Here is a 26,664-nt window from a genome sequence, read left to right on the forward strand (position 1 = left end):
CCCCGGCACCGGGCACACCCGTCTTTGTTGCTCGCGGCAACTGCTGGCAGACTTGGGGCATGGATTTCACGTCCCGGTATGTAGCCCTTGGAGATTCCTTCACGGAAGGCGTTGGCGACGACGACACGGGCCGCCCCAACGGTGTCCGGGGCTGGACCGACCGGGTGGCCGAACAGCTCGGCGCCGCGGATCCGTCCTTCGGCTACGCCAACCTCGCCATCCGCGGCCGGAAGCTCCACCAGATCATGGCCGAGCAGGTGGATGCCGCCGTCGCACTCAATCCCACACTGGTGACCATCTACGCCGGTGCCAATGACATCCTCCGGCCCAAGGTCGATATCGATGACCTGCTGGTGGAATACGACGCCGGCATCCGCAAGTTGAGCGCCACCGGCGCCACGGTGCTGATGTTCACGGGCTTCGATTCGCGCGGCTCGAAGGTTTTCGGCACCATGCGCGGCCGTACCGCCATCTACAACGAGCTGGTGCGCGGGATCGCCGGGGACCACGGCGCCCTGCTGGTGGATTACTGGCGCTTCAGCGAGTACTACGACTGGGGAATGTGGGCCACGGACCGGATGCACATGTCCGCCGCCGGGCACGCGAACATGGCCAAGCGCGTTCTCACGGTCCTGGAACACGAGCACTCGATCGACGTCCCGCCCATGACACCGGTGCCGGAGCTGAGCCGGGTGGACGCCATCCGCGCGAACGCCCGCTGGGTCCGCGAATTCGCCGGACCGTGGGTTGTCCGGCGCGTCACCGGCAAGTCATCGGGCGACGGCCTCCAGCCGCGGTACGGCCAGCTCACGCACCTCTAGGCCCGGAATCCCGGCGTCGCGAGCAGTTCGCCGCTGCGGCGGACGGCGAGCACGTCGATGTCCCACCCGTCCGTAGCCCGGTTCAGCATTGCGGTCCCGCCGGCGACGATCGCCGTCGCGAGCACATCCGCGGTGACAATATCCGCCGCTGCCACTGACACCTGGCTGAACTCGGCGCTTTCGGTGCCGGCCGTCCAGATGTGGTCACCCCGCTCCGCGGAGCCGGACGTGGCCAGGGCCCGCTTCGCGCCGGGGCCGCCCAAAGCGTGGCCGGCAAGCAGCACGGCACGGTCCTGCGGGTCCGCAATCCCGGCCTGCCATGGTGCCGCGCCTCCCGGACCGGGCGAGCCGCTGACCAGCACATCGCCCCCGGCGTTCAGGCACCAGTCGTCGATCCCGAGCGCCAGCAGCGCGTCCCCGGCCTGCTGGATCGCGTATCCCTTGATGATCCCGGAAAGGTCCAGCACGCCGTCGGGCCGCTCCGGCGAGAAGGCGCCTCCGGTCAGGATTCGCCAGCTGATGGCATCCGCGTAGCGGTTCCGCATCTCTGCCGAAGCTTGCCGAAGCGTGACTTCGCCGCGCGCCAGCCGGCTGGCCTCGGAATCGGGGCGGTACACGCTGAACGTTTCATCCCACGCGGCAAACAGCCGTTCGACGGCGGCCGTGGCCGCATCGAGAACCTCCGCGGCCCCGCGCGTCCCCGGAACAGGCACTCCCGGAACAGGCCCGGCCGGAACGGCCCCTGCCGGAACGGCCAGGCTGATGACGGTGCCCATGCAGCCGAAGGTCCTGGCCGTCAGGGCAGGAGACCCAAGCTCAGAGGTTCGCTGCATCGAGGGCCGCCTGGAGTGAGTTCAAATAGGCGTCGCTTGTCACCGTGGCTCCGCTGATGGTCTGCACGTTGGCCGACTGGGCCTTGAGCACCTCGGCCCGCAACAGCGGGGCGGCCCGGTTGCTGATCTGCACGGACTTGCGCTCCGCATCGGTCAGCTGGAGCGCCGTGACATCGGTGATCGTGCCGGCCTTCACCGTGATCTGCACCTGGACGGCGCCGAACCGGGTCTGGACGACGGCGCCAGCGTAGGTTCCAGCCGCCTTGGCCGCGGCCCCGGTGGAACCGGAAGTCCCGGTGGGCCCGGAGGTGCCGGAGGATCCGCTGGCGCTTGGCGTTTCGGTCCCCGTTGCGCCGCCGGACCCGGCCGACGTGCTGGCGGCGGTGCTTCCGGTATCGGCGACGTGGACGCCCGACTGCCAGCCCGCCAGGAGGATGCCGGCGGAAGCTAGTGCTGCTGAAACCGCTGCGCGTTTTCTCACCAGTCGAACCTTTCGTAATGGAGTTGGTCTTCCCGGACGCCGGCCGTGCGGGCGTCTTGAAGCACGCTCCTGGCCCAGGCTGCTGGTCCACAGACGTAGACGTCGGCATCGGCGATGTTCGGCGCGTAGGTGGCCAGCCGGTGCCCCGAGCGGGCTGCGTTCTCAGGCAACCAGGTCCAGACGCCAGTCGGGCGTGACCCGGTCAGGTGGAAGAGGATGCCGCCCCGTCGGCGGCAGAGGTCGAGGATTTCCTCGCCCAGGTAGAGCTCGGCTTCGCTGTGCCCGCGGAGGATGACGGTGGCATTTCCTGGCTGAAAGGGCGTACTTTCCAGCAGCGCCCGGATCGGGGTTATGCCGATGCCCGCACCGATCATGACCACATGATTGCGGCTCCGTGCCGCCGTGCTGAACAGCCCGTACGGGCCTTCCACGGCCACCTTCGTCCCGGGCTTCAGCGCCGCAAGCTGCGCCGAACCCCTGCCGAGGTTGCGGACCGTAATCCTCAGCGTCCCCTGGCCGGCGGCGTCGAACTGTACGGGTTCGGCGGAAAGGCTGAACGGATGCGGGTGCCACCATACGCCGGGTGCGAGGAACCGCCAGATGAAGAATCGGCCGCCGCTTCCCGTCAGCTGCTCAAGGTGGAGTCCGGACATTTCAATGCTTACGACGCCGGGGGCCACCGGAACCACCCGGCTGACTTTGAGCTGGTGCCTGAAGGTGGCTATGAGGGGCTGCGCCACCCGGAAGTACAGGAGGGCGGCGCCCGTAGCGATGCACAGTGCCAGCCAGTACCAGCGCTGCCAGGTGCCCTCGGCAAAGAGGCCTCCGAGGCTGAACTGGTGCGGCAGTGCGGTCAGGACCGCGGCGTACGTCAGCAGATGGACGGCGTACCAGAATTCGTAGGGAAAACGGCGCCTGACGGCCACCAGGGAGGTGACCACGACGGCGATGAAGAGGGCGATGGACAGGTAGGCCAGCCACATGTCCGGAACGAGGACCCATAGCGCTACTGCCTCGCTAACCGGGTCCAGCCCCTCCGCCATGCCATAGCCGATCGCGATCAGGACCCCGTGCGCGAGGAGGAGATAGAGGGCCGGCTTGCCGAGTTTGCGGTGGAACTCAAGGGCACGGTCGTGGCCCACGGTCCGGTCGATCATGGGGATGCGGGCCGCCAGGAGCAACATGAGGAGCACCAGGTCCATGCCGGCGAGACCGGCCACAATCCCCAGCGCGGTGAATGAACCGGCGAGGGTCGAGAACCCCGCTGCGCCGCCGTCGGCCAGCCACAATGCGACGGCGCCCGCCAGGGACGTCCAGAAGAGGACTGTCAGAAGGTCCGCCGTCAGCAACCGCCGTCGATGCTGCCCCCTGAAAGGGTTCGCGACGCCGGAGGAGCGGCGGGGAGCCGCTGGACGGGCCGTCAGGAGTTGTGTATTCATGACTCCAGAATCCGTCGGCTGCCTATCATTTGGCTGTGAAAATGCTTCGGCGGGGGTATGACGTGCCAGCGGCGCCGTTCCGGGCATCCAGCCGCTGCCTGCAGCACAGGATTGGTCTTTAATTCCCCCAGCTCGTAGACTTGGTAGGCGCTAGGTGGCGCGGAGCGTGTGCAATTGCTCCGGTTGGCAGGATCTGTCTGAGAAATCGACGGTCCCGACGGCCGGTAGTTAGGGGCTCAAGTTGCGCGCATTCCTGTATTCGCCCAGTATCCCGGTACTTCGCGGTGGCTTTCCGAAAGATTGCCACCGCCCGGTGCCCGTGGCCCACAATCTTCGCCGCAGTGAGGAAAACAGCCGGTTTCTGCCGTCTGTCTGAAACCTGCGGAACTACGGGACGTGGGCGGGAGCCGGATGCGGACGCTGCCTATCGCACGGTTCGCGGGAACTCCGCCAAACCGTTTCATTTATTTTTGAGGAGAGTCGACATGGCAGCACACTGCCAGGTGACCGGAGCCGAGCCGGGCTTTGGACACAGCATTTCGCACTCGCACCGCCGCAACAAGCGCCGGTTCGACCCGAACATCCAGAAGAAGCGCTACTGGGTTCCGTCCCTGCGCCGTAACGTCACGCTGCAGGTTTCTGCACGTGGCATCAAAACCATCGACGTGCGTGGCATCGACGTAGTCGTAGCCGCCATCCTGGCACGAGGAGTGAAGCTCTAGTGGCAAAGGACAAGGACGTACGTCCGATCATCAAGCTCAAGTCGACCGCGGGCACGGGTTACACCTACGTGACGCGCAAGAACCGTCGTAACGATCCGGACCGTTTGGTTCTGAAGAAGTACGACCCCAAAATCCGCCAGCACGTCGAATTCCGAGAGGAGCGCTAAACACATGGCTAAGAAGTCAATGATCGCTAAGAACGAACAGCGTAAAGTCATCGTCGAGCGTTACGCTGCAAAGCGCCTCGAGCTGAAGAAGGCCCTGGTTGACCCCAACTCAACCGACGAAGCACGCGAAGCAGCACGCCTCGGCCTGCAGAAGCTGCCCCGCAACGCGTCGCCCGTCCGTCTGCGTAACCGCGACATCATCGACGGCCGTCCCCGCGGTACGTTCCAGAAGTTCGGTATCTCCCGTGTTCGCTTCCGCGACATGGCTCACCGCGGTGAGCTCCCGGGCATCACGAAGTCTTCCTGGTAAATCAGTACTCCTGAAGCCAGTGGCTTGAGAAGGGCCGGCAACCGTTTGGTTGCCGGCCCTTCCTGCGTCTAAGCGGTTCCGACAGGCAGCTCACGGCCGGGTGATGCACCACACAGAACCAATTACGACGCCGGCACTCCGGTTTTGCGCGCGGTGACCCCGTTTTGGCCCGGGTTGCCGCGGATCTTGGTGCCTTCGGGGGTGGATTTGCGCCGGGTGTTCCGGGCGTGTAGAGTCATTCGAGTCGCCGCCGCTGATGCGGAAAGATTGCGACCGACCCCCTGATGAACAGCCTGGAAAATGGTACGCAAATTTGCGCGCTAAATACGGGCGGGGACCCACCTCGTGGAAATGGAAATCACGGAAACGCTGATTTGCAAAGCTCCACGGGACCGGGTAACTTTGGAAAGTTGCTCCGGAGCGATCCTGGACCGTTTGGGTCTTAGGTGGTGCCGGGTGTGTCTGTTGTTTGAGAACTCAATAGTGTGCCAAGTTTGTTGATACCAATTTATTTATATGGATTGGTTGAATTTGCCGGATCCCGCCACCCCGTGGTGTGGTCTGGTGTTTTTGGCTGGTTTCAAATTTTGTGCAGCCTTCTTCTCCCGTTTTCCCGGGGGTGTTGGTTGTGTCTGTTTTTGTTTTACTTCAACGGAGAGTTTGATCCTGGCTCAGGATGAACGCTGGCGGCGTGCTTAACACATGCAAGTCGAACGATGATCCGGTGCTTGCACCGGGGATTAGTGGCGAACGGGTGAGTAACACGTGAGTAACCTGCCCTTGACTCTGGGATAAGCCTGGGAAACCGGGTCTAATACCGGATATGACTTCCTGCCGCATGGCGGGGGGTGGAAAGCTTTACGGCGGTTTTGGATGGACTCGCGGCCTATCAGCTTGTTGGTGAGGTAATGGCTCACCAAGGCGACGACGGGTAGCCGGCCTGAGAGGGTGACCGGCCACACTGGGACTGAGACACGGCCCAGACTCCTACGGGAGGCAGCAGTGGGGAATATTGCACAATGGGCGCAAGCCTGATGCAGCGACGCCGCGTGAGGGATGACGGCCTTCGGGTTGTAAACCTCTTTCAGTAGGGAAGAAGCGAAAGTGACGGTACCTGCAGAAGAAGCGCCGGCTAACTACGTGCCAGCAGCCGCGGTAATACGTAGGGCGCAAGCGTTATCCGGAATTATTGGGCGTAAAGAGCTCGTAGGCGGTTTGTCGCGTCTGCCGTGAAAGTCCGGGGCTCAACTCCGGATCTGCGGTGGGTACGGGCAGACTAGAGTGATGTAGGGGAGACTGGAATTCCTGGTGTAGCGGTGAAATGCGCAGATATCAGGAGGAACACCGATGGCGAAGGCAGGTCTCTGGGCATTAACTGACGCTGAGGAGCGAAAGCATGGGGAGCGAACAGGATTAGATACCCTGGTAGTCCATGCCGTAAACGTTGGGCACTAGGTGTGGGGGACATTCCACGTTTTCCGCGCCGTAGCTAACGCATTAAGTGCCCCGCCTGGGGAGTACGGCCGCAAGGCTAAAACTCAAAGGAATTGACGGGGGCCCGCACAAGCGGCGGAGCATGCGGATTAATTCGATGCAACGCGAAGAACCTTACCAAGGCTTGACATGGACCGGAAACACCTGGAAACAGGTGCCCCGCTTGCGGCCGGTTCACAGGTGGTGCATGGTTGTCGTCAGCTCGTGTCGTGAGATGTTGGGTTAAGTCCCGCAACGAGCGCAACCCTCGTTCCATGTTGCCAGCGCGTAGTGGCGGGGACTCATGGGAGACTGCCGGGGTCAACTCGGAGGAAGGTGGGGACGACGTCAAATCATCATGCCCCTTATGTCTTGGGCTTCACGCATGCTACAATGGCCGGTACAAAGGGTTGCGATACTGTGAGGTGGAGCTAATCCCAAAAAGCCGGTCTCAGTTCGGATTGGGGTCTGCAACTCGACCCCATGAAGTCGGAGTCGCTAGTAATCGCAGATCAGCAACGCTGCGGTGAATACGTTCCCGGGCCTTGTACACACCGCCCGTCAAGTCACGAAAGTTGGTAACACCCGAAGCCGGTGGCCTAACCCCTTGTGGGAGGGAGCTGTCGAAGGTGGGACTGGCGATTGGGACTAAGTCGTAACAAGGTAGCCGTACCGGAAGGTGCGGCTGGATCACCTCCTTTCTAAGGAGCACCTACAGGCTGTCTGTCCCGTGTATGCGGGATGCGAGAGTCTGTCAGGAGTATATGCCCGCTGCGCAGACGATTGTTCTGCGGCGGGTGCTCACGGGTGGAATATCAACGAATAGGTGCCTGGCGGCACGGGCCGGTAACAAGTACGGACACTCCTTTCGGGGAGGGTCCTGGAACGTCACCGGATTGATGCTGCCGGGTAGTGTTTGGCACACTGTTGGGTCCTGAGGCAACAGGACCGCGGCGCATGCCTGTTCCCGTTTTGTCGGTGGCGGGTGTGCGGTGCGGGACGTTTGTTTCTGGTTTCCTGGCCGCGCCGATCATGCACGGAGCCCCTTGGGGGTGTGTGTGGGGTGTGGGGTACGGGGTTGTTGTTTGAGAACTACATAGTGGACGCGAGCATCTTTTATAAGAAGCAATTTCCAAGAATATGAACCTGGATCTGTGCCGTGGACTTGGTTGTGCCTTCGGGTGTGGCTGGTTGCGGTGTGGTTTCCGTGGTTCTCTCGTGAAGTAGTTTTTGATCTTTTGTGGTCAAGTTTTTAAGAGCACACGGTGGATGCCTTGGCATTAGGAGCCGAAGAAGGACGTAGGAATCTGCGATAAGCCTGGGGGAGTCGATAACCGGACTGTGATCCCAGGGTGTCCGAATGGGGAAACCCCGCCACGCGTCGCAAGGCGACGTGGTGACCCGCATCTGAACACATAGGGTGCGTGGAGGGAACGCGGGGAAGTGAAACATCTCAGTACCCGCAGGAAGAGAAAACAATAGTGATTCCGTCAGTAGTGGCGAGCGAACGCGGATCAGGCTAAACCGTTCCATGTGTGATAGCCGGCGGGCGTTGCATGGTCGGGGTTGTGGGACTTTCCATACCAGCTCTGCCGGGCTGGGAAGGTGAGAGTGTGGACATAGGTGAACGGTCTTGAAAGGCCGGCCGTAGAGGGTGTGAGCCCCGTAACCGAAATGTTGTGCACCGCCTGGGAGGTATCCCAAGTAGCACGGGGCCCGAGAAATCCCGTGTGAATCTGTCAGGACCACCTGATAAGCCTAAATACTCCCTAATGACCGATAGCGGACCAGTACCGTGAGGGAAAGGTGAAAAGTACCCCGGGAGGGGAGTGAAACAGTACCTGAAACCGTGTGCTTACAATCCGTCGGAGCAGCCGTGAGTAATCACAAGTAGCTGTGACGGCGTGCCTTTTGAAGAATGAGCCTGCGAGTTAGTGTTACGTCGCGAGGTTAACCCGTGTGGGGAAGCCGTAGCGAAAGCGAGTCTGAACAGGGCGTTGCAGTGGCGTGATCTAGACCCGAAGCGAAGTGATCTACCCATGGCCAGGTTGAAGCGACGGTAAGACGTCGTGGAGGACCGAACCCACTTCAGTTGAAAATGGAGGGGATGAGCTGTGGGTAGGGGTGAAAGGCCAATCAAACTTCGTGATAGCTGGTTCTCCCCGAAATGCATTTAGGTGCAGCGTTGCGTGTTTCTTGCCGGAGGTAGAGCTACTGGATGGCTAATGGGCCCTACAAGGTTACTGACGTCAGCCAAACTCCGAATGCCGGTAAGTGAGAGCGCAGCAGTGAGACTGTGGGGGATAAGCTTCATAGTCGAGAGGGAAACAGCCCAGACCACCAACTAAGGCCCCTAAGCGTGTGCTAAGTGGGAAAGGATGTGGAGTTGCGAAGACAACCAGGAGGTTGGCTTAGAAGCAGCCATCCTTAAAAGAGTGCGTAATAGCTCACTGGTCAAGTGATTCCGCGCCGACAATGTAGCGGGGCTCAAGTACACCGCCGAAGTTGTGGATTTCGGACAACAGCCAAGCCGCCCCTTGTGGGTTGGTTCAGGCGTCCGGAGTGGTAGGGGAGCGTCGTGTGGGCAGTGAAGTCGCGGTGTAAACCAGCGGTGGAGCCCACACGAGTGAGAATGCAGGCATGAGTAGCGAAAGACGGGTGAGAAACCCGTCCGCCGAATGATCAAGGGTTCCAGGGTCAAGCTAATCTGCCCTGGGTAAGTCGGGACCTAAGGCGAGGCCGACAGGCGTAGTCGATGGACAACGGGTTGATATTCCCGTACCGGTGAAAAACCGTCCATGCCGAACGGGGGACACTAACCGCCCGAAACCTGCCCGATCGTCCTTCGGGATGTGCGGGTTTTGGTGGAGCGCGGGACCTGATCCCGGGAGGCAAGCGTATTAACAGGTGTGACGCAGGAAGGTAGCCGAGCCGGGCGATGGTTGTCCCGGTCTAAGGATGTAGGGCGAACGGTAGGCAAATCCGCCGTTCATGATGCCTGAGATCTGACGGGACCCCCGTGAGGGGGGATTCGGTGATCCTATGCTGCCGAGAAAAGCATCGACGCGAGGTTTCAGCCGCCCGTACCCCAAACCGACACAGGTGATCAGGTAGAGAATACTAAGGCGATCGAGAGAATTATGGTTAAGGAACTCGGCAAAATGCCCCCGTAACTTCGGGAGAAGGGGGGCCCCCAGCGTGATGGACACTTTGCTGTCCGGAGCGTGCAGGGGCCGCAGAGACCAGGGGGAAGCGACTGTTTACTAAAAACACAGGTCCGTGCGAAGTCGCAAGACGATGTATACGGACTGACTCCTGCCCGGTGCTGGAAGGTTAAGAGGACCGGTTAGCCGCAAGGCGAAGCTGAGAATTCAAGCCCCAGTAAACGGCGGTGGTAACTATAACCATCCTAAGGTAGCGAAATTCCTTGTCGGGTAAGTTCCGACCTGCACGAATGGAGTAACGACTTCCCCGCTGTCTCAACCATAAACTCGGCGAAATTGCAGTACGAGTAAAGATGCTCGTTACGCGCAGCAGGACGGAAAGACCCCGAGACCTTTACTATAGTTTGGTATTGGTGTTCGGAGTGGCTTGTGTAGGATAGGTGGGAGACGTGGAAGCCCGGACGCCAGTCCGGGTGGAGTCATCGTTGAAATACCACTCTGGTCACTTTGGACATCTAACTTCGGCCCGTAATCCGGGTCAGGGACAGTGCCTGATGGGTAGTTTAACTGGGGCGGTTGCCTCCTAAAAAGTAACGGAGGCGCCCAAAGGTTCCCTCAGCCTGGTTGGCAATCAGGTGTCGAGTGTAAGTGCACAAGGGAGCTTGACTGTGAGAGAGACATCTCGAGCAGGGACGAAAGTCGGGACTAGTGATCCGGCGGTACATTGTGGAATGGCCGTCGCTCAACGGATAAAAGGTACCTCGGGGATAACAGGCTGATCTTGCCCAAGAGTCCATATCGACGGCATGGTTTGGCACCTCGATGTCGGCTCGTCGCATCCTGGGGCTGGAGTAGGTCCCAAGGGTTGGGCTGTTCGCCCATTAAAGCGGTACGCGAGCTGGGTTTAGAACGTCGTGAGACAGTTCGGTCCCTATCCGCTGCGCGCGCAGGAAATTTGAGAAGGGCTGTCCTTAGTACGAGAGGACCGGGACGGACGAACCTCTGGTGTGTCAGTTGTACTGCCAAGTGCACCGCTGATTAGCTACGTTCGGATGGGATAACCGCTGAAAGCATCTAAGCGGGAAGCTCGCTTCGAGATGAGATTTCCATACACCTTGTGTGTGAGAGGCCCCCAGCCAGACCACTGGGTTGATAGGCCGGATGTGGAAGCGAGGACCAACGACTCGTGAAGCTGACCGGTACTAATAGGCCGATAACTTACACCACACACCACCGGTGAACGGCGTCAAAAGACGTTCACACCAACGGCGGTAAAAAAGAAAACAAGACTGCTTGCGTCCACTATGTGGTTCCCAGACAACAAAACCGTTGTCACAGGAACAAAAACACCACAACTGAATAACAACACCACAGCTGCGGCATCCGCAGCGGCCATGTTGTCACCACAGACTTCCCACCCCCGGCACACCCGGCGGGACGGGACGAAGGGTTACGGCGGTCATAGCGTGGGGGAAACGCCCGGTCCCATCCCGAACCCGGAAGCTAAGACCCACAGCGCCGATGGTACTGCACCCGGGAGGGTGTGGGAGAGTAGGTCACCGCCGGACAACCATTAAACGGTCGAGAGCCCCCAACCACAGGTCGGGGGCTCTCCCGCATTTAACACCCAACACCCAACCCACCAAGCCAGAACCCGCTGCCAGCACGCCAGGCAGCGGGTTCAGCTCTCGTAGCGGTACCAGCCTTCGCCGGACTTCCGACCGAGTTTCCCGGCGTCGACCAGCGCCGCAACTGCTTCGGACGGCCTGTCCAGGGGTCGTTGCTCTCCTGGCACGTGGCTTGTGTCGCTTGCCACTGGCTTCGGCCACCTTGGAGGAGCCCGGCGTTGAGGAGTTCGCGGTTAGGATAGAGCTCACTCTGCCGGTACGGATAAGGGGCTCTTGGTGGTTCGTGGGGAAATGGATTCCCGGATGAGTGTCATGCCGCCGTCCGGACGGCACTTCTCATGAGGATAACCGATTTGTAGTTGGCGGCGTTGTGAGGCATGCAGCGTGTCTCGGAGTATTCCAGCGTTGGCTTTGAGCCGCCGCTGCCTCGCCGCAAGCAGCAAATGCACCAGCACCAGTCGCTGGGCCAGGTCATCAAGGTCCACGCGGTGTATGAAACGCCCTTCTGGCGCGAGGAAGGCCTCTCGGGCACCTGCTTCAGCCCGGATCTGGTGGTGCAGGAAATCTACGACAACAGCAACCACGGCGATCCCCGCGGCACCCTGGTGTCCCTTGTGCCGGATAAGAAGGCCGATGCGGTGTTTGCGCTGGATGCTGAGGAACGGCGCCGGGTGATCCTGGAGTCCATGGCGAAGTCCCTGGGTCTGCGGACGCTGGAGCCGGTGGTCTACTACGAGTCCGACTGGGGCTCGGAGGAATGGACCCGCGGCGCGTACGCGGCCAGCTACGACCTCAGGGCTCCTGACATGGGGATTCGGGGGCTGGCCGGGTTTCCCGGATTGGCGGGGATTTTGCGGGTCCGGGGTCTTTTAATCCTGCCCGCAGTGTCATATAATTAGGGGGAGATTTTATTGGGTTCCGGGAGGTGGGAAGATGGGCTGGATGACCGAGCAGCCGCCCCTTCCCCTGTGTCCGCCCGAGGCGGTGGAGCTCGGGGCCGCCGCCGTCCTGGAAGACGAAACCGGCGGCCGGGTCTACCTCTTCGGGGTACTGTCCTTCCAGTGGGACGCCGGGGACGAGACGGGCCGGCGGCTGGCCGCGGTACAGCTGCTCAAGCTCAAGGCCGCCCCGGTGGCGCAGGTCGCCGCGGCGTTTGGCACGGCCCCGGGCACCGCGTGGCGGTGGCGGAAGGACTACCAGTCCGGCGGGACCGCGGCCCTGGTCCCGGAGAAACCCGGCCCGAGGGGCCCCTCCCGGCTCACGGACACCGTGGTCGCCGAGATCCTCCGGCGCCGGGCGGACGGGCAGTCCCTGCGCGCGATCGGCGCCGCGACCGGGCTGTCCACGACCACCGTGATGCGCGCCCTCGAACCCGCGGAAACCGCCGCCGGGCAGGCCGTACCGGAGGCAGAACAGCCGCAAGACGCCGCGCACGGTGGGCAGCTTCCGGGGCAGGAGGCACTGGATCTACCGGTGCTCCCGGCACCGGCGGACCGCACGGGTGAGCGCGCCGCAGCCCGGACCGGACTTATGTCCCATGCGGAGCCGGTTTTCGCCCCGGCCGCCCGGGTCCCGCTGGCCGGACTGTTCCTGGCCCTGCCGGCCCTGGCGTCGACTGGGCTGCTCGCCTGCGCGAACGAGGTTTACAGGCAGTTGGCCCCGGGGTTCTACGGGCTGGAGACGGTGCTGCTGGATGCGGTGTTCCGCGCCCTGGCCGGCGAACCCCGCGCCGAGGGCGCGACCCGGTTCGACCCGCACGCCCTGGGCCGGATCCTGGGGATGGACCGCGCCCCGGAGGTCAAAACCATCCGCCGCAAATTCGCTGCCCTCGCCGAAACGGGGAAAGCCGCTGAGCTGATCACGGCGATGGCCTCCCGCCACCTCTCCGGCAGCGGCCCGGACGGGGAGGACCTGGCGGCTTTGCTGTAGTGGACGGGCACGTGCGCGCCTACCATGGCACCCGGAAGATCGCGAAGCAGCATTCCACCCGGTTGAAGTTCCCGGCCCCGGCCACCCTGGAGACCTGGGTCAGTGACGCCGCCGGGGACCCGGTCATGGTCGTCCTGGCCGAACCCGGGGCCTCCCTGGCGATGGAGCTGCGCCGGCTGCTGCCCACCCTGCGGGACATCGTCGGCAATGACAGGCGGGTCCTCGTCGGGTTCGACCGCGGCGGCTGGTCCCCGGCCCTCTTCAAACACATGGCCGCCAAAGGCTTCGACACCCTGACCTGGCGCAAGGGAACCGCCGAGGACCTCGGCGCAGAGCTTTTCGGCACTGTGACTTTCACCGATCCGGAGACCGGGCTGGCCCACGCATGGGAGGCCGCCGACGCCCTGGTGGACCTGCCCGTCGGGGAGAAGAAGGACGCTGAAGTCTTCGGCATGCGCCAGATCACCCGGCTGATCGACAACGGCAAGGGTGCCGTGCGCCAGATCCACCTGCTCACCACCCGCACCGACCTCACACCCGGGGAACTGCTGTTCCGGATGGGCTCGCGCTGGCGGCAGGAAAACCACTTCCGCTACGCGCGCATGCACTTCGACCTGGACTCCCAGGACGCCTACGCCGTCAGCGACGATGACGCCGAACGCATGGTGCCGAACCCGGCGAAGAAGATTGCCCACGCCACAGTGGTGTCCGCGACGGCCCGCCATGCCGCGGCGAAGGCCGCCACCGACGCGGCCCTGCTCACCGCCCGCACCCCCGCTAACGGCCACGGGTCCGTGCTCATCACGAACGAGGCCTACAACCTGCTCACCGCACCACTGCGTCAGGCGGAACAGGACCTGGACAACGCGCAGGCCGCCCACCGGGCCGTGCCGGCCCGGCTTCGGCTCGGGGACATCGCCCCCGCACAGAAGATCCTGGACACCGAAACCAAGCTGCTCACCCACGCGGTGAAGATCGCCGCGTTCAACACCGTCACCGCTCGCTCGCCCGCGACGTCCGGATGAACACCGGCTACGCCCGTGCGTCCGACGAGGCCCACGCCCTCATCCGGCAGATGCTTGTCCGGCCCGGCGATATCCGGCCCGCCGGCGGCCACCTCGAGATCACCCTGGACCCGCTGCCAACCGCCCGCGCCACGAAGGCCGCCGCCGAACTCTGCGACCATCTCACCGCCACCGAAACCGTCTATCCCGGCACCAGCCTGGTGCTGCAGTTCGGCATCAAAAACCGCCACTGACATCACACCGAATATGTGACCATGTCAGGAGCCCTGGACCTGGGCGGGCCGCCCCGTTACGGGGCCGAGCAGCTGGCCCCGGTGGGCCCCATCTACTGGGCCTCCTGCGACCTCGCCGCCGAGGGCTACCAGCACGTGGACGGTGCCGTGCGCATGGGGCGGGCCACCGCGGCGAAGATCCTGGCACGGCACTCAGCATCCGAAAGCACCGCCGCCTGAGGAGACAGCAAGGGGAGGACGACGCCGGAACCCGTGTTCCGCCGGCGTCCTCCCTTTTGCTTGCTTGGGGCTACGCCCGCAGCGCCGTGCGCCTGCCGCTCGCGGTCGGTTGGCGGGGTTTCGGAGTAGTGCGGAAGTGGGTTTGCGGTTGGGGCGGAACGGGTGTATAGTTTTTTAAGTCGCCACGAGGGAGACCAGCGGAAATGCTGGGAACCGGAGGCGGCCAAACCCCTAAAATTTTCAAAACCAGGATCTGGTTGGCGCCTCTTGTGCGCTGCTGGGTGTTGGTGGGGCGGCTTGTCTGCCGGTGTGGGTCTTGGAAACGGGATTTGCGCCGGGGGTCGGGACCGGGTAAGTTTGGAAAGTTGCTCCGGAGCGATCCTCGACCGATAGATGGTTGTGGTGGTGCCGGGTGTGTCTGTTGTTTGAGAACTCAATAGTGTGCCAAGTTTGTTGATACCAATTTATTTATATGGATTGGTTGAATTTGCCGGACCGTGCCACCCCGTGGTGTGGTCTGGTGTTTTTGGCTGGTTTCAAATTTTGTGCAGCCTTCTTCTCCCGTTTTCCCGGGGGTGTTGGTTGTGTCTGTTTTTGTTTTACTTCAACGGAGAGTTTGATCCTGGCTCAGGATGAACGCTGGCGGCGTGCTTAACACATGCAAGTCGAACGATGATCCGGTGCTTGCACCGGGGATTAGTGGCGAACGGGTGAGTAACACGTGAGTAACCTGCCCTTGACTCTGGGATAAGCCTGGGAAACCGGGTCTAATACCGGATATGACTTCCTGCCGCATGGCGGGGGGTGGAAAGCTTTACGGCGGTTTTGGATGGACTCGCGGCCTATCAGCTTGTTGGTGAGGTAATGGCTCACCAAGGCGACGACGGGTAGCCGGCCTGAGAGGGTGACCGGCCACACTGGGACTGAGACACGGCCCAGACTCCTACGGGAGGCAGCAGTGGGGAATATTGCACAATGGGCGCAAGCCTGATGCAGCGACGCCGCGTGAGGGATGACGGCCTTCGGGTTGTAAACCTCTTTCAGTAGGGAAGAAGCGAAAGTGACGGTACCTGCAGAAGAAGCGCCGGCTAACTACGTGCCAGCAGCCGCGGTAATACGTAGGGCGCAAGCGTTATCCGGAATTATTGGGCGTAAAGAGCTCGTAGGCGGTTTGTCGCGTCTGCCGTGAAAGTCCGGGGCTCAACTCCGGATCTGCGGTGGGTACGGGCAGACTAGAGTGATGTAGGGGAGACTGGAATTCCTGGTGTAGCGGTGAAATGCGCAGATATCAGGAGGAACACCGATGGCGAAGGCAGGTCTCTGGGCATTAACTGACGCTGAGGAGCGAAAGCATGGGGAGCGAACAGGATTAGATACCCTGGTAGTCCATGCCGTAAACGTTGGGCACTAGGTGTGGGGGACATTCCACGTTTTCCGCGCCGTAGCTAACGCATTAAGTGCCCCGCCTGGGGAGTACGGCCGCAAGGCTAAAACTCAAAGGAATTGACGGGGGCCCGCACAAGCGGCGGAGCATGCGGATTAATTCGATGCAACGCGAAGAACCTTACCAAGGCTTGACATGGACCGGAAACACCTGGAAACAGGTGCCCCGCTTGCGGCCGGTTCACAGGTGGTGCATGGTTGTCGTCAGCTCGTGTCGTGAGATGTTGGGTTAAGTCCCGCAACGAGCGCAACCCTCGTTCCATGTTGCCAGCGCGTAGTGGCGGGGACTCATGGGAGACTGCCGGGGTCAACTCGGAGGAAGGTGGGGACGACGTCAAATCATCATGCCCCTTATGTCTTGGGCTTCACGCATGCTACAATGGCCGGTACAAAGGGTTGCGATACTGTGAGGTGGAGCTAATCCCAAAAAGCCGGTCTCAGTTCGGATTGGGGTCTGCAACTCGACCCCATGAAGTCGGAGTCGCTAGTAATCGCAGATCAGCAACGCTGCGGTGAATACGTTCCCGGGCCTTGTACACACCGCCCGTCAAGTCACGAAAGTTGGTAACACCCGAAGCCGGTGGCCTAACCCCTTGTGGGAGGGAGCTGTCGAAGGTGGGACTGGCGATTGGGACTAAGTCGTAACAAGGTAGCCGTACCGGAAGGTGCGGCTGGATCACCTCCTTTCTAAGGAGCACCTACAGGCTGTCTGTCCCGTGTATGCGGGGTGCGAGAGTCTGTCAGGAGTATATGCCCGCTGCGCAGACGATTGTTCTGCGGCGGGTGCTCACGGGTGGAATATCAACGAATAGGTGCCTGGCGGCACGGGCCGGTAACAAGTACGGACACTCCTTTCGGGGAGGGTCCTGGAACGTCACCGGATTGATGCTGCCGGGTAGTGTTTGGCACACTGTTGGGTCCTGAGGCAACAGGACCGCGGCGCATGCCTGTTCCCGTTTTGTCGGTGGCGGGTGTGCGGTGCGGGACGTTTGTTTCTGGTTTCCTGGCCGCGCCGATCATGCACGGAGCCCCTTGGGGGTGTGTGTGGGGTGTGGGGTACGGGGTTGTTGTTTGAGAACTACATAGTGGACGCGAGCATCTTTTATAAGAAGCAATTTCCAAGAATATGAACCTGGATCTGTGCCGTGGACTTGGTTGTGCCTTCGGGTGTGGCTGGTTGCGGTGTGGTTTCCGTGGTTCTCTCGTGAAGTAGTTTTTGATCTTTTGTGGTCAAGTTTTTAAGAGCACACGGTGGATGCCTTGGCATTAGGAGCCGAAGAAGGACGTAGGAATCTGCGATAAGCCTGGGGGAGTCGATAACCGGACTGTGATCCCAGGGTGTCCGAATGGGGAAACCCCGCCACGCGTCGCAAGGCGACGTGGTGACCCGCATCTGAACACATAGGGTGCGTGGAGGGAACGCGGGGAAGTGAAACATCTCAGTACCCGCAGGAAGAGAAAACAATAGTGATTCCGTCAGTAGTGGCGAGCGAACGCGGATCAGGCTAAACCGTTCCATGTGTGATAGCCGGCGGGCGTTGCATGGTCGGGGTTGTGGGACTTTCCATACCAGCTCTGCCGGGCTGGGAAGGTGAGAGTGTGGACATAGGTGAACGGTCTTGAAAGGCCGGCCGTAGAGGGTGTGAGCCCCGTAACCGAAATGTTGTGCACCGCCTGGGAGGTATCCCAAGTAGCACGGGGCCCGAGAAATCCCGTGTGAATCTGTCAGGACCACCTGATAAGCCTAAATACTCCCTAATGACCGATAGCGGACCAGTACCGTGAGGGAAAGGTGAAAAGTACCCCGGGAGGGGAGTGAAACAGTACCTGAAACCGTGTGCTTACAATCCGTCGGAGCAGCCGTGAGTAATCACAAGTAGCTGTGACGGCGTGCCTTTTGAAGAATGAGCCTGCGAGTTAGTGTTACGTCGCGAGGTTAACCCGTGTGGGGAAGCCGTAGCGAAAGCGAGTCTGAACAGGGCGTTGCAGTGGCGTGATCTAGACCCGAAGCGAAGTGATCTACCCATGGCCAGGTTGAAGCGACGGTAAGACGTCGTGGAGGACCGAACCCACTTCAGTTGAAAATGGAGGGGATGAGCTGTGGGTAGGGGTGAAAGGCCAATCAAACTTCGTGATAGCTGGTTCTCCCCGAAATGCATTTAGGTGCAGCGTTGCGTGTTTCTTGCCGGAGGTAGAGCTACTGGATGGCTAATGGGCCCTACAAGGTTACTGACGTCAGCCAAACTCCGAATGCCGGTAAGTGAGAGCGCAGCAGTGAGACTGTGGGGGATAAGCTTCATAGTCGAGAGGGAAACAGCCCAGACCACCAACTAAGGCCCCTAAGCGTGTGCTAAGTGGGAAAGGATGTGGAGTTGCGAAGACAACCAGGAGGTTGGCTTAGAAGCAGCCATCCTTAAAAGAGTGCGTAATAGCTCACTGGTCAAGTGATTCCGCGCCGACAATGTAGCGGGGCTCAAGTACACCGCCGAAGTTGTGGATTTCGGACAACAGCCAAGCCGCCCCTTGTGGGTTGGTTCAGGCGTCCGGAGTGGTAGGGGAGCGTCGTGTGGGCAGTGAAGTCGCGGTGTAAACCAGCGGTGGAGCCCACACGAGTGAGAATGCAGGCATGAGTAGCGAAAGACGGGTGAGAAACCCGTCCGCCGAATGATCAAGGGTTCCAGGGTCAAGCTAATCTGCCCTGGGTAAGTCGGGACCTAAGGCGAGGCCGACAGGCGTAGTCGATGGACAACGGGTTGATATTCCCGTACCGGTGAAAAACCGTCCATGCCGAACGGGGGACACTAACCGCCCGAAACCTGCCCGATCGTCCTTCGGGATGTGCGGGTTTTGGTGGAGCGCGGGACCTGATCCCGGGAGGCAAGCGTATTAACAGGTGTGACGCAGGAAGGTAGCCGAGCCGGGCGATGGTTGTCCCGGTCTAAGGATGTAGGGCGAACGGTAGGCAAATCCGCCGTTCATGATGCCTGAGATCTGACGGGACCCCCGTGAGGGGGGATTCGGTGATCCTATGCTGCCGAGAAAAGCATCGACGCGAGGTTTCAGCCGCCCGTACCCCAAACCGACACAGGTGATCAGGTAGAGAATACTAAGGCGATCGAGAGAATTATGGTTAAGGAACTCGGCAAAATGCCCCCGTAACTTCGGGAGAAGGGGGCCCCCAGCGTGATGGACACTTTGCTGTCCGGAGCGTGCAGGGGCCGCAGAGACCAGGGGGAAGCGACTGTTTACTAAAAACACAGGTCCGTGCGAAGTCGCAAGACGATGTATACGGACTGACTCCTGCCCGGTGCTGGAAGGTTAAGAGGACCGGTTAGCCGCAAGGCGAAGCTGAGAATTCAAGCCCCAGTAAACGGCGGTGGTAACTATAACCATCCTAAGGTAGCGAAATTCCTTGTCGGGTAAGTTCCGACCTGCACGAATGGAGTAACGACTTCCCCGCTGTCTCAACCATAAACTCGGCGAAATTGCAGTACGAGTAAAGATGCTCGTTACGCGCAGCAGGACGGAAAGACCCCGAGACCTTTACTATAGTTTGGTATTGGTGTTCGGAGTGGCTTGTGTAGGATAGGTGGGAGACGTGGAAGCCCGGACGCCAGTCCGGGTGGAGTCATCGTTGAAATACCACTCTGGTCACTTTGGACATCTAACTTCGGCCCGTAATCCGGGTCAGGGACAGTGCCTGATGGGTAGTTTAACTGGGGCGGTTGCCTCCTAAAAAGTAACGGAGGCGCCCAAAGGTTCCCTCAGCCTGGTTGGCAATCAGGTGTCGAGTGTAAGTGCACAAGGGAGCTTGACTGTGAGAGAGACATCTCGAGCAGGGACGAAAGTCGGGACTAGTGATCCGGCGGTACATTGTGGAATGGCCGTCGCTCAACGGATAAAAGGTACCTCGGGGATAACAGGCTGATCTTGCCCAAGAGTCCATATCGACGGCATGGTTTGGCACCTCGATGTCGGCTCGTCGCATCCTGGGGCTGGAGTAGGTCCCAAGGGTTGGGCTGTTCGCCCATTAAAGCGGTACGCGAGCTGGGTTTAGAACGTCGTGAGACAGTTCGGTCCCTCGCTGCGCGCGCAGGAAATTTGAGAAGGGCTGTCCTTAGTACGAGAGGACCGGGACGGACGAACCTCTGGTGTGTCAGTTGTACTGCCAAGTGCACCGCTGATTAGCTACGTTCGGATGGGATAACCGCTGAAAGCATCTAAGCGGGAAGCTCGCTTCGAGATGAGATTTCCATACACCTTGTGTGTGAGAGGCCCCCAGCCAGACCACTGGGTTGATAGGCCGGATGTGGAAGCGAGGACCAACGACTCGTGAAGCTGACCGGTACTAATAGGCCGATAACTTACACCACACACCACCGGTGAACGGCGTCAAAAGACGTTCACACCAACGGCGGTAAAAAAGAAAACAAGACTGCTTGCGTCCACTATGTGGTTCCCAGACAACAAAACCGTTGTCACAGGAACAAAAACACCACAACTGAATAACAACACCACAGCTGCGGCATCCGCAGCGGCCATGTTGTCACCACAGACTTCCCACCCCCGGCACACCCGGCGGGACGGGACGAAGGGTTACGGCGGTCATAGCGTGGGGGAAACGCCCGGTCCCATCCCGAACCCGGAAGCTAAGACCCACAGCGCCGATGGTACTGCACCCGGGAGGGTGTGGGAGAGTAGGTCACCGCCGGACAACCATTAAACGGTCGAGAGCCCCCAACCACAGGTCGGGGGCTCTCCCGCATTTAACACCCAACACAGCCCGCTGCCCGGCCCTTCACCCGGCCTGCCATGCGGCCCGTCACCCGGCCCGGGGCACCGGCGCCACGGCAGGGTCCCCACCGGCGTCGAAGGTGCGGGACCGCTCGCCTCCTGGCCGATGCTTGTGGCCGGTCACGCTGCCCAGACCTAGGACGGTAGCGGGCCGTCCGCTGTTGGCGAAATTTGACCTCCAAAGCCGCCGATTCCCGTGATTTTCCCCAAAAAAGGCCGAAAACACGCGGAATTTGCCACCTCGACGGCGGCAAGCTGGTAAGTTTTCGAACAGTGGCTTGTGCGCATGCCGTGTGCAGGCTCCAGAAATCATGACCGTCCAGGAGGACATAAATGGCTAAGAACCGTAGTGAACTTGTTGCAGAGGTAGCTGGCAAGGCCGGCACCAGCCAGGCATCAGTCAACTCCGTGCTCGATGCACTGTTCGAGGTTTTCGAGACCTCTGTCGCCGCGGGCGAAAAGATCACCATCCCGGGCTGGCTCGCAGTCGAGCGCACCGACCGTGCAGCTCGCACCGGCCGCAACCCGCAGACCGGCGAGACCATCCAGATCGCCGCTGGCCACAGCGTCAAGCTGACCGCCGGCTCCAAGCTGAAGGCTGCAGTCGCCAAGAAGAAGTAGTCCTCTTCGAAGGCTTGAAAGGAGCGGCAACCCTAGGGTTGCCGCTCCTTTTGCTTTAAGCGGGTCCGCGCCTTCCGTCCAGCCCCTTCCCACCGATTCGCTGAGCACGCAGGCGTAGCGGACAATGGAGGTGTGCCTTCCGCCGCAAAGCCCACTCCCACAGCCGCAGCTCCCGTCCCCACCGGGGGAGTTCGCGGCCCTGTTCCCGGTCCGGGCGGAATTTCCCGGCCTTGGCTGTTCGCAGGCCTGGCCGCGTTGTTCGTGGGCCTTGCCGCGGCGCTTCTCTTTTCCGGCGCGGCCACCGCCCGTGAAGTCTCCGACCCGGGTGCACTGGTCCGCTGGGGCCTGCCGGTGAGCAAGGCGCTCCACAATGTCTCCCTGGCCACCGTGATCGGCGGCCTGATCTTCGCCGTCGGCATCCTCCCCCGGAGCCAGAACGACTCCCGGTCCAAGGAACACGGCGCCCCGGAGCATCCGGCTTTCACCCGCGCGCTGGCCGTGGCCGCGGCCGCAGGAGCTGTCTGGACCCTTTCCGCGATCGCCGTGCTGGTCCTCGGCTATGCGGACATCGCGGGGCAGGGGATCTCCGGGGACCAGGAGTTCACCAGGTCCTTGGTCTACTTCATGACGGATATCGAAACGGGCCGGGCCTGGCTGACAGTCGTCATCATCGCGGCTGTGGTCACCACGGCACTGTTCGGTGTCCGCTCCCGCGGCGGGCTGGCAGCCACGCTGGTGGTCTCCCTGGCGGGGCTGGTGCCGGCGGCGCTGATCGGCCACTCATCCAGCTCGAATGACCACGAAGGCGCCATCAACTCCCTCGGCCTGCACCTGGTGGGCGTATCGGCCTGGGTGGGCGGCATCATCATGCTGGCCCTCCTCTCGGGCGTGCTGGGCGGGGCTGGCGCCGCAGGCAGGAGCCCGGGCGGAACTGCAGGCACCGGGGATATCACCGAGCCGACGCTCCGCCGCTTCTCCGCCCTGGCAGGCTTCGCCTTCGCGCTGGTCTTCGCCTCCGGCGTGATCAACGCCAGCATCCGCGTCAACAACTGGGCCGACCTGTTCGGATCCGCCTACGGGCAGCTGATCCTGGCCAAGACCGCGGCGGCCCTCGTGCTGGGCGGCATCGGACTGATGCACCGCCGCTGGGTCATCCCGCAGCTGGGAAACCGGGCCGTCGGCAGGTCCGCGCGCCGGGTGCTGTGGCAGCTGGTGCTTGTGGAGCTGCTCATCATGGGAGCAACGTCGGGAATCGCCGTCGCGCTGGGCCGCTCCGCCCCGCCGCAGTCCGCCACATTCGCCACCGACGCATCACCGGCCTTCATCCTGTCCGGCTACGAACTGCCGCCCGAACTCACGCCGGAGCGCTGGCTCACGGAATGGCGGCTCGACTGGCTCTGGATCGCCGTCGCAGTCTTTGGCCTGGTGGCCTACGTCCTCGGCGTCAGGAGGGTGCTGCAACGTGGCGACCCGTGGCCCTGGTTCCGGTCCGTCAACTGGGTGATCGGGCTGGCCGTCCTGACATACGTCACCTCCGGCCCGCCGTCGGTCTATGGACGCGTGCTCTTCTCGGCGCACATGGTGGACCATATGGCCCTGACCATGGTGGCCCCCATCTTCCTGGTCCTTGGCGCCCCCGTGACACTCGCGCTCCGGGCGCTGACGCCGCGGCGGGACAGCTCCCGCGGGCCGCGTGAATGGCTGCTGATCTTTGTGCACTCGAAGTTCTCGCAGCTGGTGACTCACCCGCTGTTCGCGGCCGCCAACTTCGCCGGCTCGATCGTGCTCTTCTACTATTCGGACGCGTTCGGTTACGCCATGCGCGACCACGTCGGCCACGAGCTGATGAACCTGCACTTCGCGCTGACCGGCTACATTTTCGTGCTGACCATGATCGGCACCGATCCGCTGCCGCGCCGGGCGCCGTACCCCATGCGGCTGCTGCTGCTGCTGGCGACCATGGGCTTCCACGCCTTCTTCGGTGTGGCCATCATGGGCGGCACGGGTCTGCTGGCTGCGGACTACTTCGGCAACCTGGGCCGGACCTGGGGTGCCCCGGCCCTGCTGGATCAGCAGATGGGCGGCGCAGTGGCCTGGGGCATCGGCGAAGTGCCGACGCTTCTGGTGGCGATCGGCGTCGCCGTCATGTGGTCACGTTCCGACGACCGGGAGTCCAAGCGCACGGACCGGGCGGCGGATAGGAATAACGACGCCGATCTCAGTGCTTACAACGATATGTTTGCCAAGCTGGCCGAGCGCGATGCCAAGCTGGCCGAACGCAACTCCAAGCTGGAAGGACGCTGATGAGCGAAACCGTACGCACCCACCTCCGGGTCCGGGCCTCCGAACTGGTGGGCCGCGGCTGGCTGAACACCGGCGGCAAGTCCCTGGACCTCGAATCCCTGCGCGGCAAGATCGTGCTGCTGGACTTCTGGACCTTCTGCTGCATCAACTGCCTGCACGTCCTCGACGAACTCCGTCCCCTCGAGCAGCAGTACTCCGACATCCTCGTGACTGTCGGCGTGCACTCGCCCAAGTTCGAGCACGAGGCTGATCCCGTGGCGCTGGCCGCCGCCGTCGAACGCTACGAGATCCGGCACCCGGTGCTGGACGATCCCGAGCTGGACACCTGGAAGGCCTACACGGCCCGGGCCTGGCCCACCCTGGTGGTCATCGACCCCGAGGGCTACATCGTGGCCCACCTCTCGGGCGAAGGCCACTCGGACGGCCTCGCCGTGCTCATTCCCGAGCTGATCGCCGAGCACGAGGCCAAGGGGACCCTGCACCGCGGCGACGGCCCCTACGTGGCGCCGGAACCGACGTCGGGCACGCTGCGCTTCCCCGGCAAGGCACTGTACCTCCCCGCCGGACGCGGCATCGGAACCGCGCCGGATACGGGTTCCTGGCTGGTCACAGACACTGGCCACCACCGCTTGGTGGAGCTGTCCACCGACTTCCAGACAGTTCTGGGGGTCTATGGCTCCGGCGAAAAGGGGCACGCCGACGGAAACGCCGCCGCGGCCCGGTTCAACGAACCGCAGGGCCTTGTCCTGCTCCCTGAAGACGTTGCGGCGGGGGTTGGCTACGACGTCGTCATCGCTGACTCGGTGAACCACCGGCTCCGCGGGCTCTCCCTCACGGACGGAACCGCCAGCACGCTCGCAGGCAACGGCGTCCAGCGCCTGCTCGAGACCGGCCCGGCCCGCGTGGATGAAGAGGGCGCCGCCTACGGCGCACGGCTGGAGGCGGATCCGCTCTCGGTTTCCCTCAGCTCCCCTTGGGACGTCGTGTGGTCCACCAAGCTCAACGCCGTTGTGGTGGCGATGGCCGGCGTGCATCAGATCTTCAGTTTTAATCCTGTTTCCGGCGCCGTGTCCATCATCGCCGGCAACGGGCTCGAAGGACTCCTGGACGGCCCGGCCGCGGAAGCCTGGTTCGCCCAGCCCTCCGGCCTCGCCGAGGACGCTGACGGCAACATCTGGGTGGCGGACTCCGAAACTTCGGCGCTGCGCAAACTGGTGATCGGCGACGGCGGGTCGGTCAAGGTCGAATCCGCCGTGGGCAAGGGCCTGTTCGACTTCGGCTTCCGTGACGGCAACGCGACCGAAGCCCGGTTGCAGCATCCGCTCGGCGTCACCGTGCTGCCGGACGGTTCCGTGGCGATCGCGGACACCTACAACGGTGCCGTCCGCCGCTACGACCCCGCCTCGGGCACCGTCTCCACCCTCGCCCGGGGACTGTCGGAACCCTCCGACGTCATTGTGGACCACACGCACGTTGCCGGTGCGGAGCCGCTGCTGGTGGTTGTCGAGGCCAACAAGCACCAGCTGGTCTACGTGCCCATCCCGAAGGAAGCCCAGCAGGTGGACGAGGGCGCGGCGCAGACGCACCGGCCCAAGAGCCCCGTGGCCCCCGGGCTGCTGGAGCTGACAGTCCGCTTCACCGCACCGACGGGACAGAAGCTGGACGGCCGCTGGGGTGATCCTACCCAGCTGAAGATCTCCTCCACCCCGCCGGAGCTGCTGCTGGCCGGCGGCGGAACCTCCGTGGGCCTGCTCCGGACGCTGGAGCTCTCCTCCGATGTCCTGGAGGGCGTGCTGCACATTACCGCCCGCGCCGCGGCCTGCGACGGCCCGGAAACCGAGGACGGCGAGATCCCGGATCACGCGGCCTGCCACCTGTACCAGCAGGACTGGGGTATCCCGGTGCTGCTGCAGGCAGACGGCGACACCGAGCTGGTGCTCGACCTGCGCGGCATGGATTGAGGACAGCCGCTGCTGGACTGGCCCAGTTTTGGGGGCCAGTCCCTTCAGCTGTGGCCCTGGTTGCGGCCGGGCGCGGCCATTGATGGGCCAGTCCCGCAGCGCTGGGTTGTCCACATAGGGCCCGGGCCGGCTGTTGAGCCTTGCATGGGGCCTGCACATTGGGGTCATGGATCCTGTGCAGATACTCAGCTCCGTGGGCGGGGTGGCGTTGTCCCGGGCTGTTGTGGCCGGAGGCGCCAACGAATCGGCCATCCGGAGCGCCGTCCGTGACGGTTCAGTGGTGCGGCTGGAGCGTGGTGTGCTCGCGCTTCCGGGCGCGGACCCTGAGCTGATCGCGGCAAAGCGATCCAGGGCGTTGCTCACGTGTGTTTCCGCCGCTCCGCGATTTGGTCTCTGGCTGTTGAACCCCGCCGCCAAGCCGCACTACTGGCACAGCAACGGCAAAAGGCCGCAGTCCTGCGTCAGCCACCGCATGCCCTTGACCCAGCCCAGAGCCTCGGGAGCCGTGGCGGCTCTGCCGGACGTCCTGCTTCACGCCTTGCTCTGTCTGCCCGCGCTCGAGTCCCTTGTCATGGTGGAAAGCGCCTACACCCGGGGAGACATCGACTTAGGATTCCTGCTGCGCCACCTAGCGGGAAACCGGTGCGGCAAGGCACGGAACGTGGTGGAGAGGGTTGAGCGCGGTGCGGATTCACTGCTGGAGACGCTGGCCCGGATCCTCTTCAGGGACGCCGGGATTTCCACCGAGACCCAGGTCTGGATCGACGGCATTGGCAGGGTCGATTTTCTGCTGGAAGGCTTCCTCATAGTCGAGATTGACGGGCTTGCCTTCCACCTTGAATCGCGGCAGTTCAAGAAGGACCGGCGCCGCGACAACTCGGCGGTCGTGCAGGGCCTGCCGGTGCTGAGATTCTTCTACGACGATGTCGTCTATGCTCCGGACGCGGTCCTGGCGCAGGTCCGGGAGGTGCTGGCACGGGGGTCGCTGCGCTGGCCGCAGCCGAACCGGCCCGGTTTTGAGGCGTTTGGGCCCGGGAACTGGCGTTAGGACGGCAGGACCGTGCTCAAAACCGGGCCAGTCCCGCAGCCGGGCGCGG

At 62.5% G+C, this 26,664-nt stretch carries 15 protein-coding genes, 6 rRNA genes and 2 pseudogenes; 19 read left to right on the forward strand and 4 right to left on the reverse strand.

Features of this window, described 5'->3' with window-relative positions; all coding sequences use genetic code 11:
* Positions 1–59 precede the first annotated feature (59 nt).
* On the forward strand, positions 60–821 hold the full coding sequence (locus ACQCSY_RS10995) for an SGNH/GDSL hydrolase family protein (protein WP_427128734.1): 762 nt from the start codon (positions 60–62) through the stop codon (positions 819–821).
* Here ACQCSY_RS10995 and ACQCSY_RS11000 read toward each other — a convergent pair.
* Genes ACQCSY_RS11000 through ACQCSY_RS11010 form a run of 3 tightly spaced genes read right to left on the reverse strand, consistent with a single transcriptional unit; the run spans position 818 to position 3,574 of the window.
* Entirely contained in the window at positions 818–1,654 is an 837-nt protein-coding gene (locus ACQCSY_RS11000) for an FAD:protein FMN transferase (RefSeq protein ID WP_427128735.1), read from the reverse strand. The two genes, ACQCSY_RS10995 and ACQCSY_RS11000, sit on opposite strands and share 4 nt — an antisense overlap.
* Positions 1,638–2,135 (reverse strand): FMN-binding protein, encoded by a 498-nt coding sequence (locus tag ACQCSY_RS11005; protein ID WP_427128736.1) that lies wholly within the window; start codon positions 2,133–2,135, stop codon positions 1,638–1,640. Before ACQCSY_RS11005 ends, ACQCSY_RS11000 begins: the two co-directional genes overlap by 17 nt.
* On the reverse strand, positions 2,132–3,574 hold the full coding sequence (locus tag ACQCSY_RS11010; RefSeq protein WP_427128737.1) for a ferredoxin reductase family protein: 1,443 nt from the start codon (positions 3,572–3,574) through the stop codon (positions 2,132–2,134). Before ACQCSY_RS11010 ends, ACQCSY_RS11005 begins: the two co-directional genes overlap by 4 nt.
* Before the next feature lie 485 nt (positions 3,575–4,059).
* Between ACQCSY_RS11010 and rpmB the strand changes: the two genes are divergently transcribed.
* From rpmB to rrf (ACQCSY_RS11040), 6 genes are all read left to right on the forward strand, one after another.
* Entirely contained in the window at positions 4,060–4,296 is a 237-nt protein-coding gene (rpmB, locus tag ACQCSY_RS11015; protein WP_011693744.1) for a 50S ribosomal protein L28, read from the forward strand.
* Positions 4,296–4,463, forward strand: a complete 168-nt coding sequence (gene rpmG / locus ACQCSY_RS11020; protein ID WP_003798558.1) for a 50S ribosomal protein L33 — start codon at positions 4,296–4,298, stop codon at positions 4,461–4,463. Before rpmB ends, rpmG begins: the two co-directional genes overlap by 1 nt.
* Positions 4,464–4,467: 4 nt before the next feature.
* Entirely contained in the window at positions 4,468–4,773 is a 306-nt protein-coding gene (rpsN, locus tag ACQCSY_RS11025; protein ID WP_043485315.1) for a 30S ribosomal protein S14, read from the forward strand.
* A gap of 648 nt (positions 4,774–5,421) precedes the next feature.
* Positions 5,422–6,947, forward strand: a 16S ribosomal RNA gene (locus tag ACQCSY_RS11030).
* A gap of 541 nt (positions 6,948–7,488) precedes the next feature.
* Positions 7,489–10,637: ribosomal RNA gene (locus ACQCSY_RS11035) — 23S ribosomal RNA — on the forward strand.
* Between the two features lie 224 nt (positions 10,638–10,861).
* Positions 10,862–10,978: ribosomal RNA gene (gene rrf, locus ACQCSY_RS11040) — 5S ribosomal RNA — on the forward strand.
* The 16S, 23S and 5S rRNA genes sit together here, the layout of an rRNA operon.
* A 113-nt stretch (positions 10,979–11,091) precedes the next feature.
* Here the strand turns inward: rrf (ACQCSY_RS11040) and ACQCSY_RS11045 are convergent.
* Positions 11,092–11,226: a 3-hydroxyacyl-CoA dehydrogenase family protein gene (locus tag ACQCSY_RS11045; RefSeq protein ID WP_427128738.1), complete on the reverse strand. Its 135-nt coding sequence runs from the start codon at positions 11,224–11,226 to the stop codon at positions 11,092–11,094.
* Positions 11,227–11,433: 207 nt separating this feature from the next.
* On the opposite strand from ACQCSY_RS11045, the pseudogene ACQCSY_RS11050 reads away from it, so the two are divergent.
* The 12 genes and pseudogenes from ACQCSY_RS11050 to ACQCSY_RS11105 form a co-directional block, all read left to right on the forward strand.
* A pseudogene (locus ACQCSY_RS11050) lies at positions 11,434–11,832 on the forward strand (flavin monoamine oxidase family protein); the annotation flags it as partial.
* A gap of 148 nt (positions 11,833–11,980) precedes the next feature.
* Complete coding sequence (locus tag ACQCSY_RS11055) at positions 11,981–12,967, forward strand: putative transposase (RefSeq protein WP_427128739.1); 987 nt, start codon at positions 11,981–11,983, stop codon at positions 12,965–12,967.
* 11 nt (positions 12,968–12,978) lie between these two features.
* The gene (locus tag ACQCSY_RS11060) at positions 12,979–13,992 is read left to right on the forward strand and encodes a putative transposase (RefSeq protein WP_427128740.1); all 1,014 of its coding nucleotides are present in this window, start codon (positions 12,979–12,981) and stop codon (positions 13,990–13,992) included.
* The gene (locus ACQCSY_RS11065) at positions 13,989–14,225 is read left to right on the forward strand and encodes a putative transposase (protein WP_427128741.1); all 237 of its coding nucleotides are present in this window, start codon (positions 13,989–13,991) and stop codon (positions 14,223–14,225) included. The genes ACQCSY_RS11060 and ACQCSY_RS11065 overlap by 4 nt, the downstream gene beginning before the upstream one ends.
* Before the next feature lie 24 nt (positions 14,226–14,249).
* Positions 14,250–14,444 (forward strand): annotated as a pseudogene (locus ACQCSY_RS11070) (putrescine oxidase); the annotation flags it as partial.
* A gap of 604 nt (positions 14,445–15,048) precedes the next feature.
* Positions 15,049–16,574: ribosomal RNA gene (locus tag ACQCSY_RS11075) — 16S ribosomal RNA — on the forward strand.
* Between the two features lie 541 nt (positions 16,575–17,115).
* Positions 17,116–20,260 (forward strand): 23S ribosomal RNA (locus ACQCSY_RS11080).
* A 224-nt stretch (positions 20,261–20,484) separates the two neighbouring features.
* Positions 20,485–20,601: ribosomal RNA gene (rrf, locus tag ACQCSY_RS11085) — 5S ribosomal RNA — on the forward strand.
* Between the two features lie 413 nt (positions 20,602–21,014).
* Positions 21,015–21,302, forward strand: coding sequence for an HU family DNA-binding protein (locus ACQCSY_RS11090; protein ID WP_427128742.1), 288 nt, complete (start codon positions 21,015–21,017; stop codon positions 21,300–21,302).
* Positions 21,303–21,434: 132 nt separating this feature from the next.
* Positions 21,435–23,606, forward strand: coding sequence for a cytochrome c oxidase assembly protein (locus ACQCSY_RS11095; protein ID WP_427128744.1), 2,172 nt, complete (start codon positions 21,435–21,437; stop codon positions 23,604–23,606).
* Positions 23,606–25,567, forward strand: coding sequence for an NHL domain-containing thioredoxin family protein (locus ACQCSY_RS11100; RefSeq protein ID WP_427128746.1), 1,962 nt, complete (start codon positions 23,606–23,608; stop codon positions 25,565–25,567). The genes ACQCSY_RS11095 and ACQCSY_RS11100 overlap by 1 nt, the downstream gene beginning before the upstream one ends.
* A 166-nt stretch (positions 25,568–25,733) precedes the next feature.
* Positions 25,734–26,615 carry an endonuclease domain-containing protein gene (locus ACQCSY_RS11105; RefSeq protein WP_427128748.1) on the forward strand — a complete coding sequence of 294 codons (882 nt, stop codon included), beginning with the start codon at positions 25,734–25,736 and terminating at the stop codon, positions 26,613–26,615.
* Positions 26,616–26,664 lie beyond the last annotated feature (49 nt).

It is taken from the genome of Pseudarthrobacter sp. S9, assembly GCF_050156545.1.
In the GTDB taxonomy this organism is placed as follows: Bacteria; Actinomycetota; Actinomycetes; order Actinomycetales; family Micrococcaceae; genus Arthrobacter.

Bases quoted from the DNA above. Each gene is read 5' to 3' on its own strand.
- ACQCSY_RS10995 (WP_427128734.1), top strand. From the start codon at position 60: ATGGATTTCACGTCCCGGTATGTAGCCCTTGGAGATTCCTTCACGGAA.
- ACQCSY_RS11000 (WP_427128735.1), bottom strand. From the start codon at position 1,654: ATGCAGCGAACCTCTGAGCTTGGGTCTCCTGCCCTGACGGCCAGGACC.
- ACQCSY_RS11010 (WP_427128737.1), bottom strand. From the start codon at position 3,574: ATGAATACACAACTCCTGACGGCCCGTCCAGCGGCTCCCCGCCGCTCC.
- rpmB (WP_011693744.1), top strand. From the start codon at position 4,060: ATGGCAGCACACTGCCAGGTGACCGGAGCCGAGCCGGGCTTTGGACAC.
- rpsN (WP_043485315.1), top strand. From the start codon at position 4,468: ATGGCTAAGAAGTCAATGATCGCTAAGAACGAACAGCGTAAAGTCATC.
- ACQCSY_RS11055 (WP_427128739.1), top strand. From the start codon at position 11,981: ATGACCGAGCAGCCGCCCCTTCCCCTGTGTCCGCCCGAGGCGGTGGAG.
- ACQCSY_RS11065 (WP_427128741.1), top strand. From the start codon at position 13,989: ATGAACACCGGCTACGCCCGTGCGTCCGACGAGGCCCACGCCCTCATC.
- ACQCSY_RS11090 (WP_427128742.1), top strand. From the start codon at position 21,015: ATGGCTAAGAACCGTAGTGAACTTGTTGCAGAGGTAGCTGGCAAGGCC.
- ACQCSY_RS11100 (WP_427128746.1), top strand. From the start codon at position 23,606: ATGAGCGAAACCGTACGCACCCACCTCCGGGTCCGGGCCTCCGAACTG.
- ACQCSY_RS11105 (WP_427128748.1), top strand. From the start codon at position 25,734: ATGGATCCTGTGCAGATACTCAGCTCCGTGGGCGGGGTGGCGTTGTCC.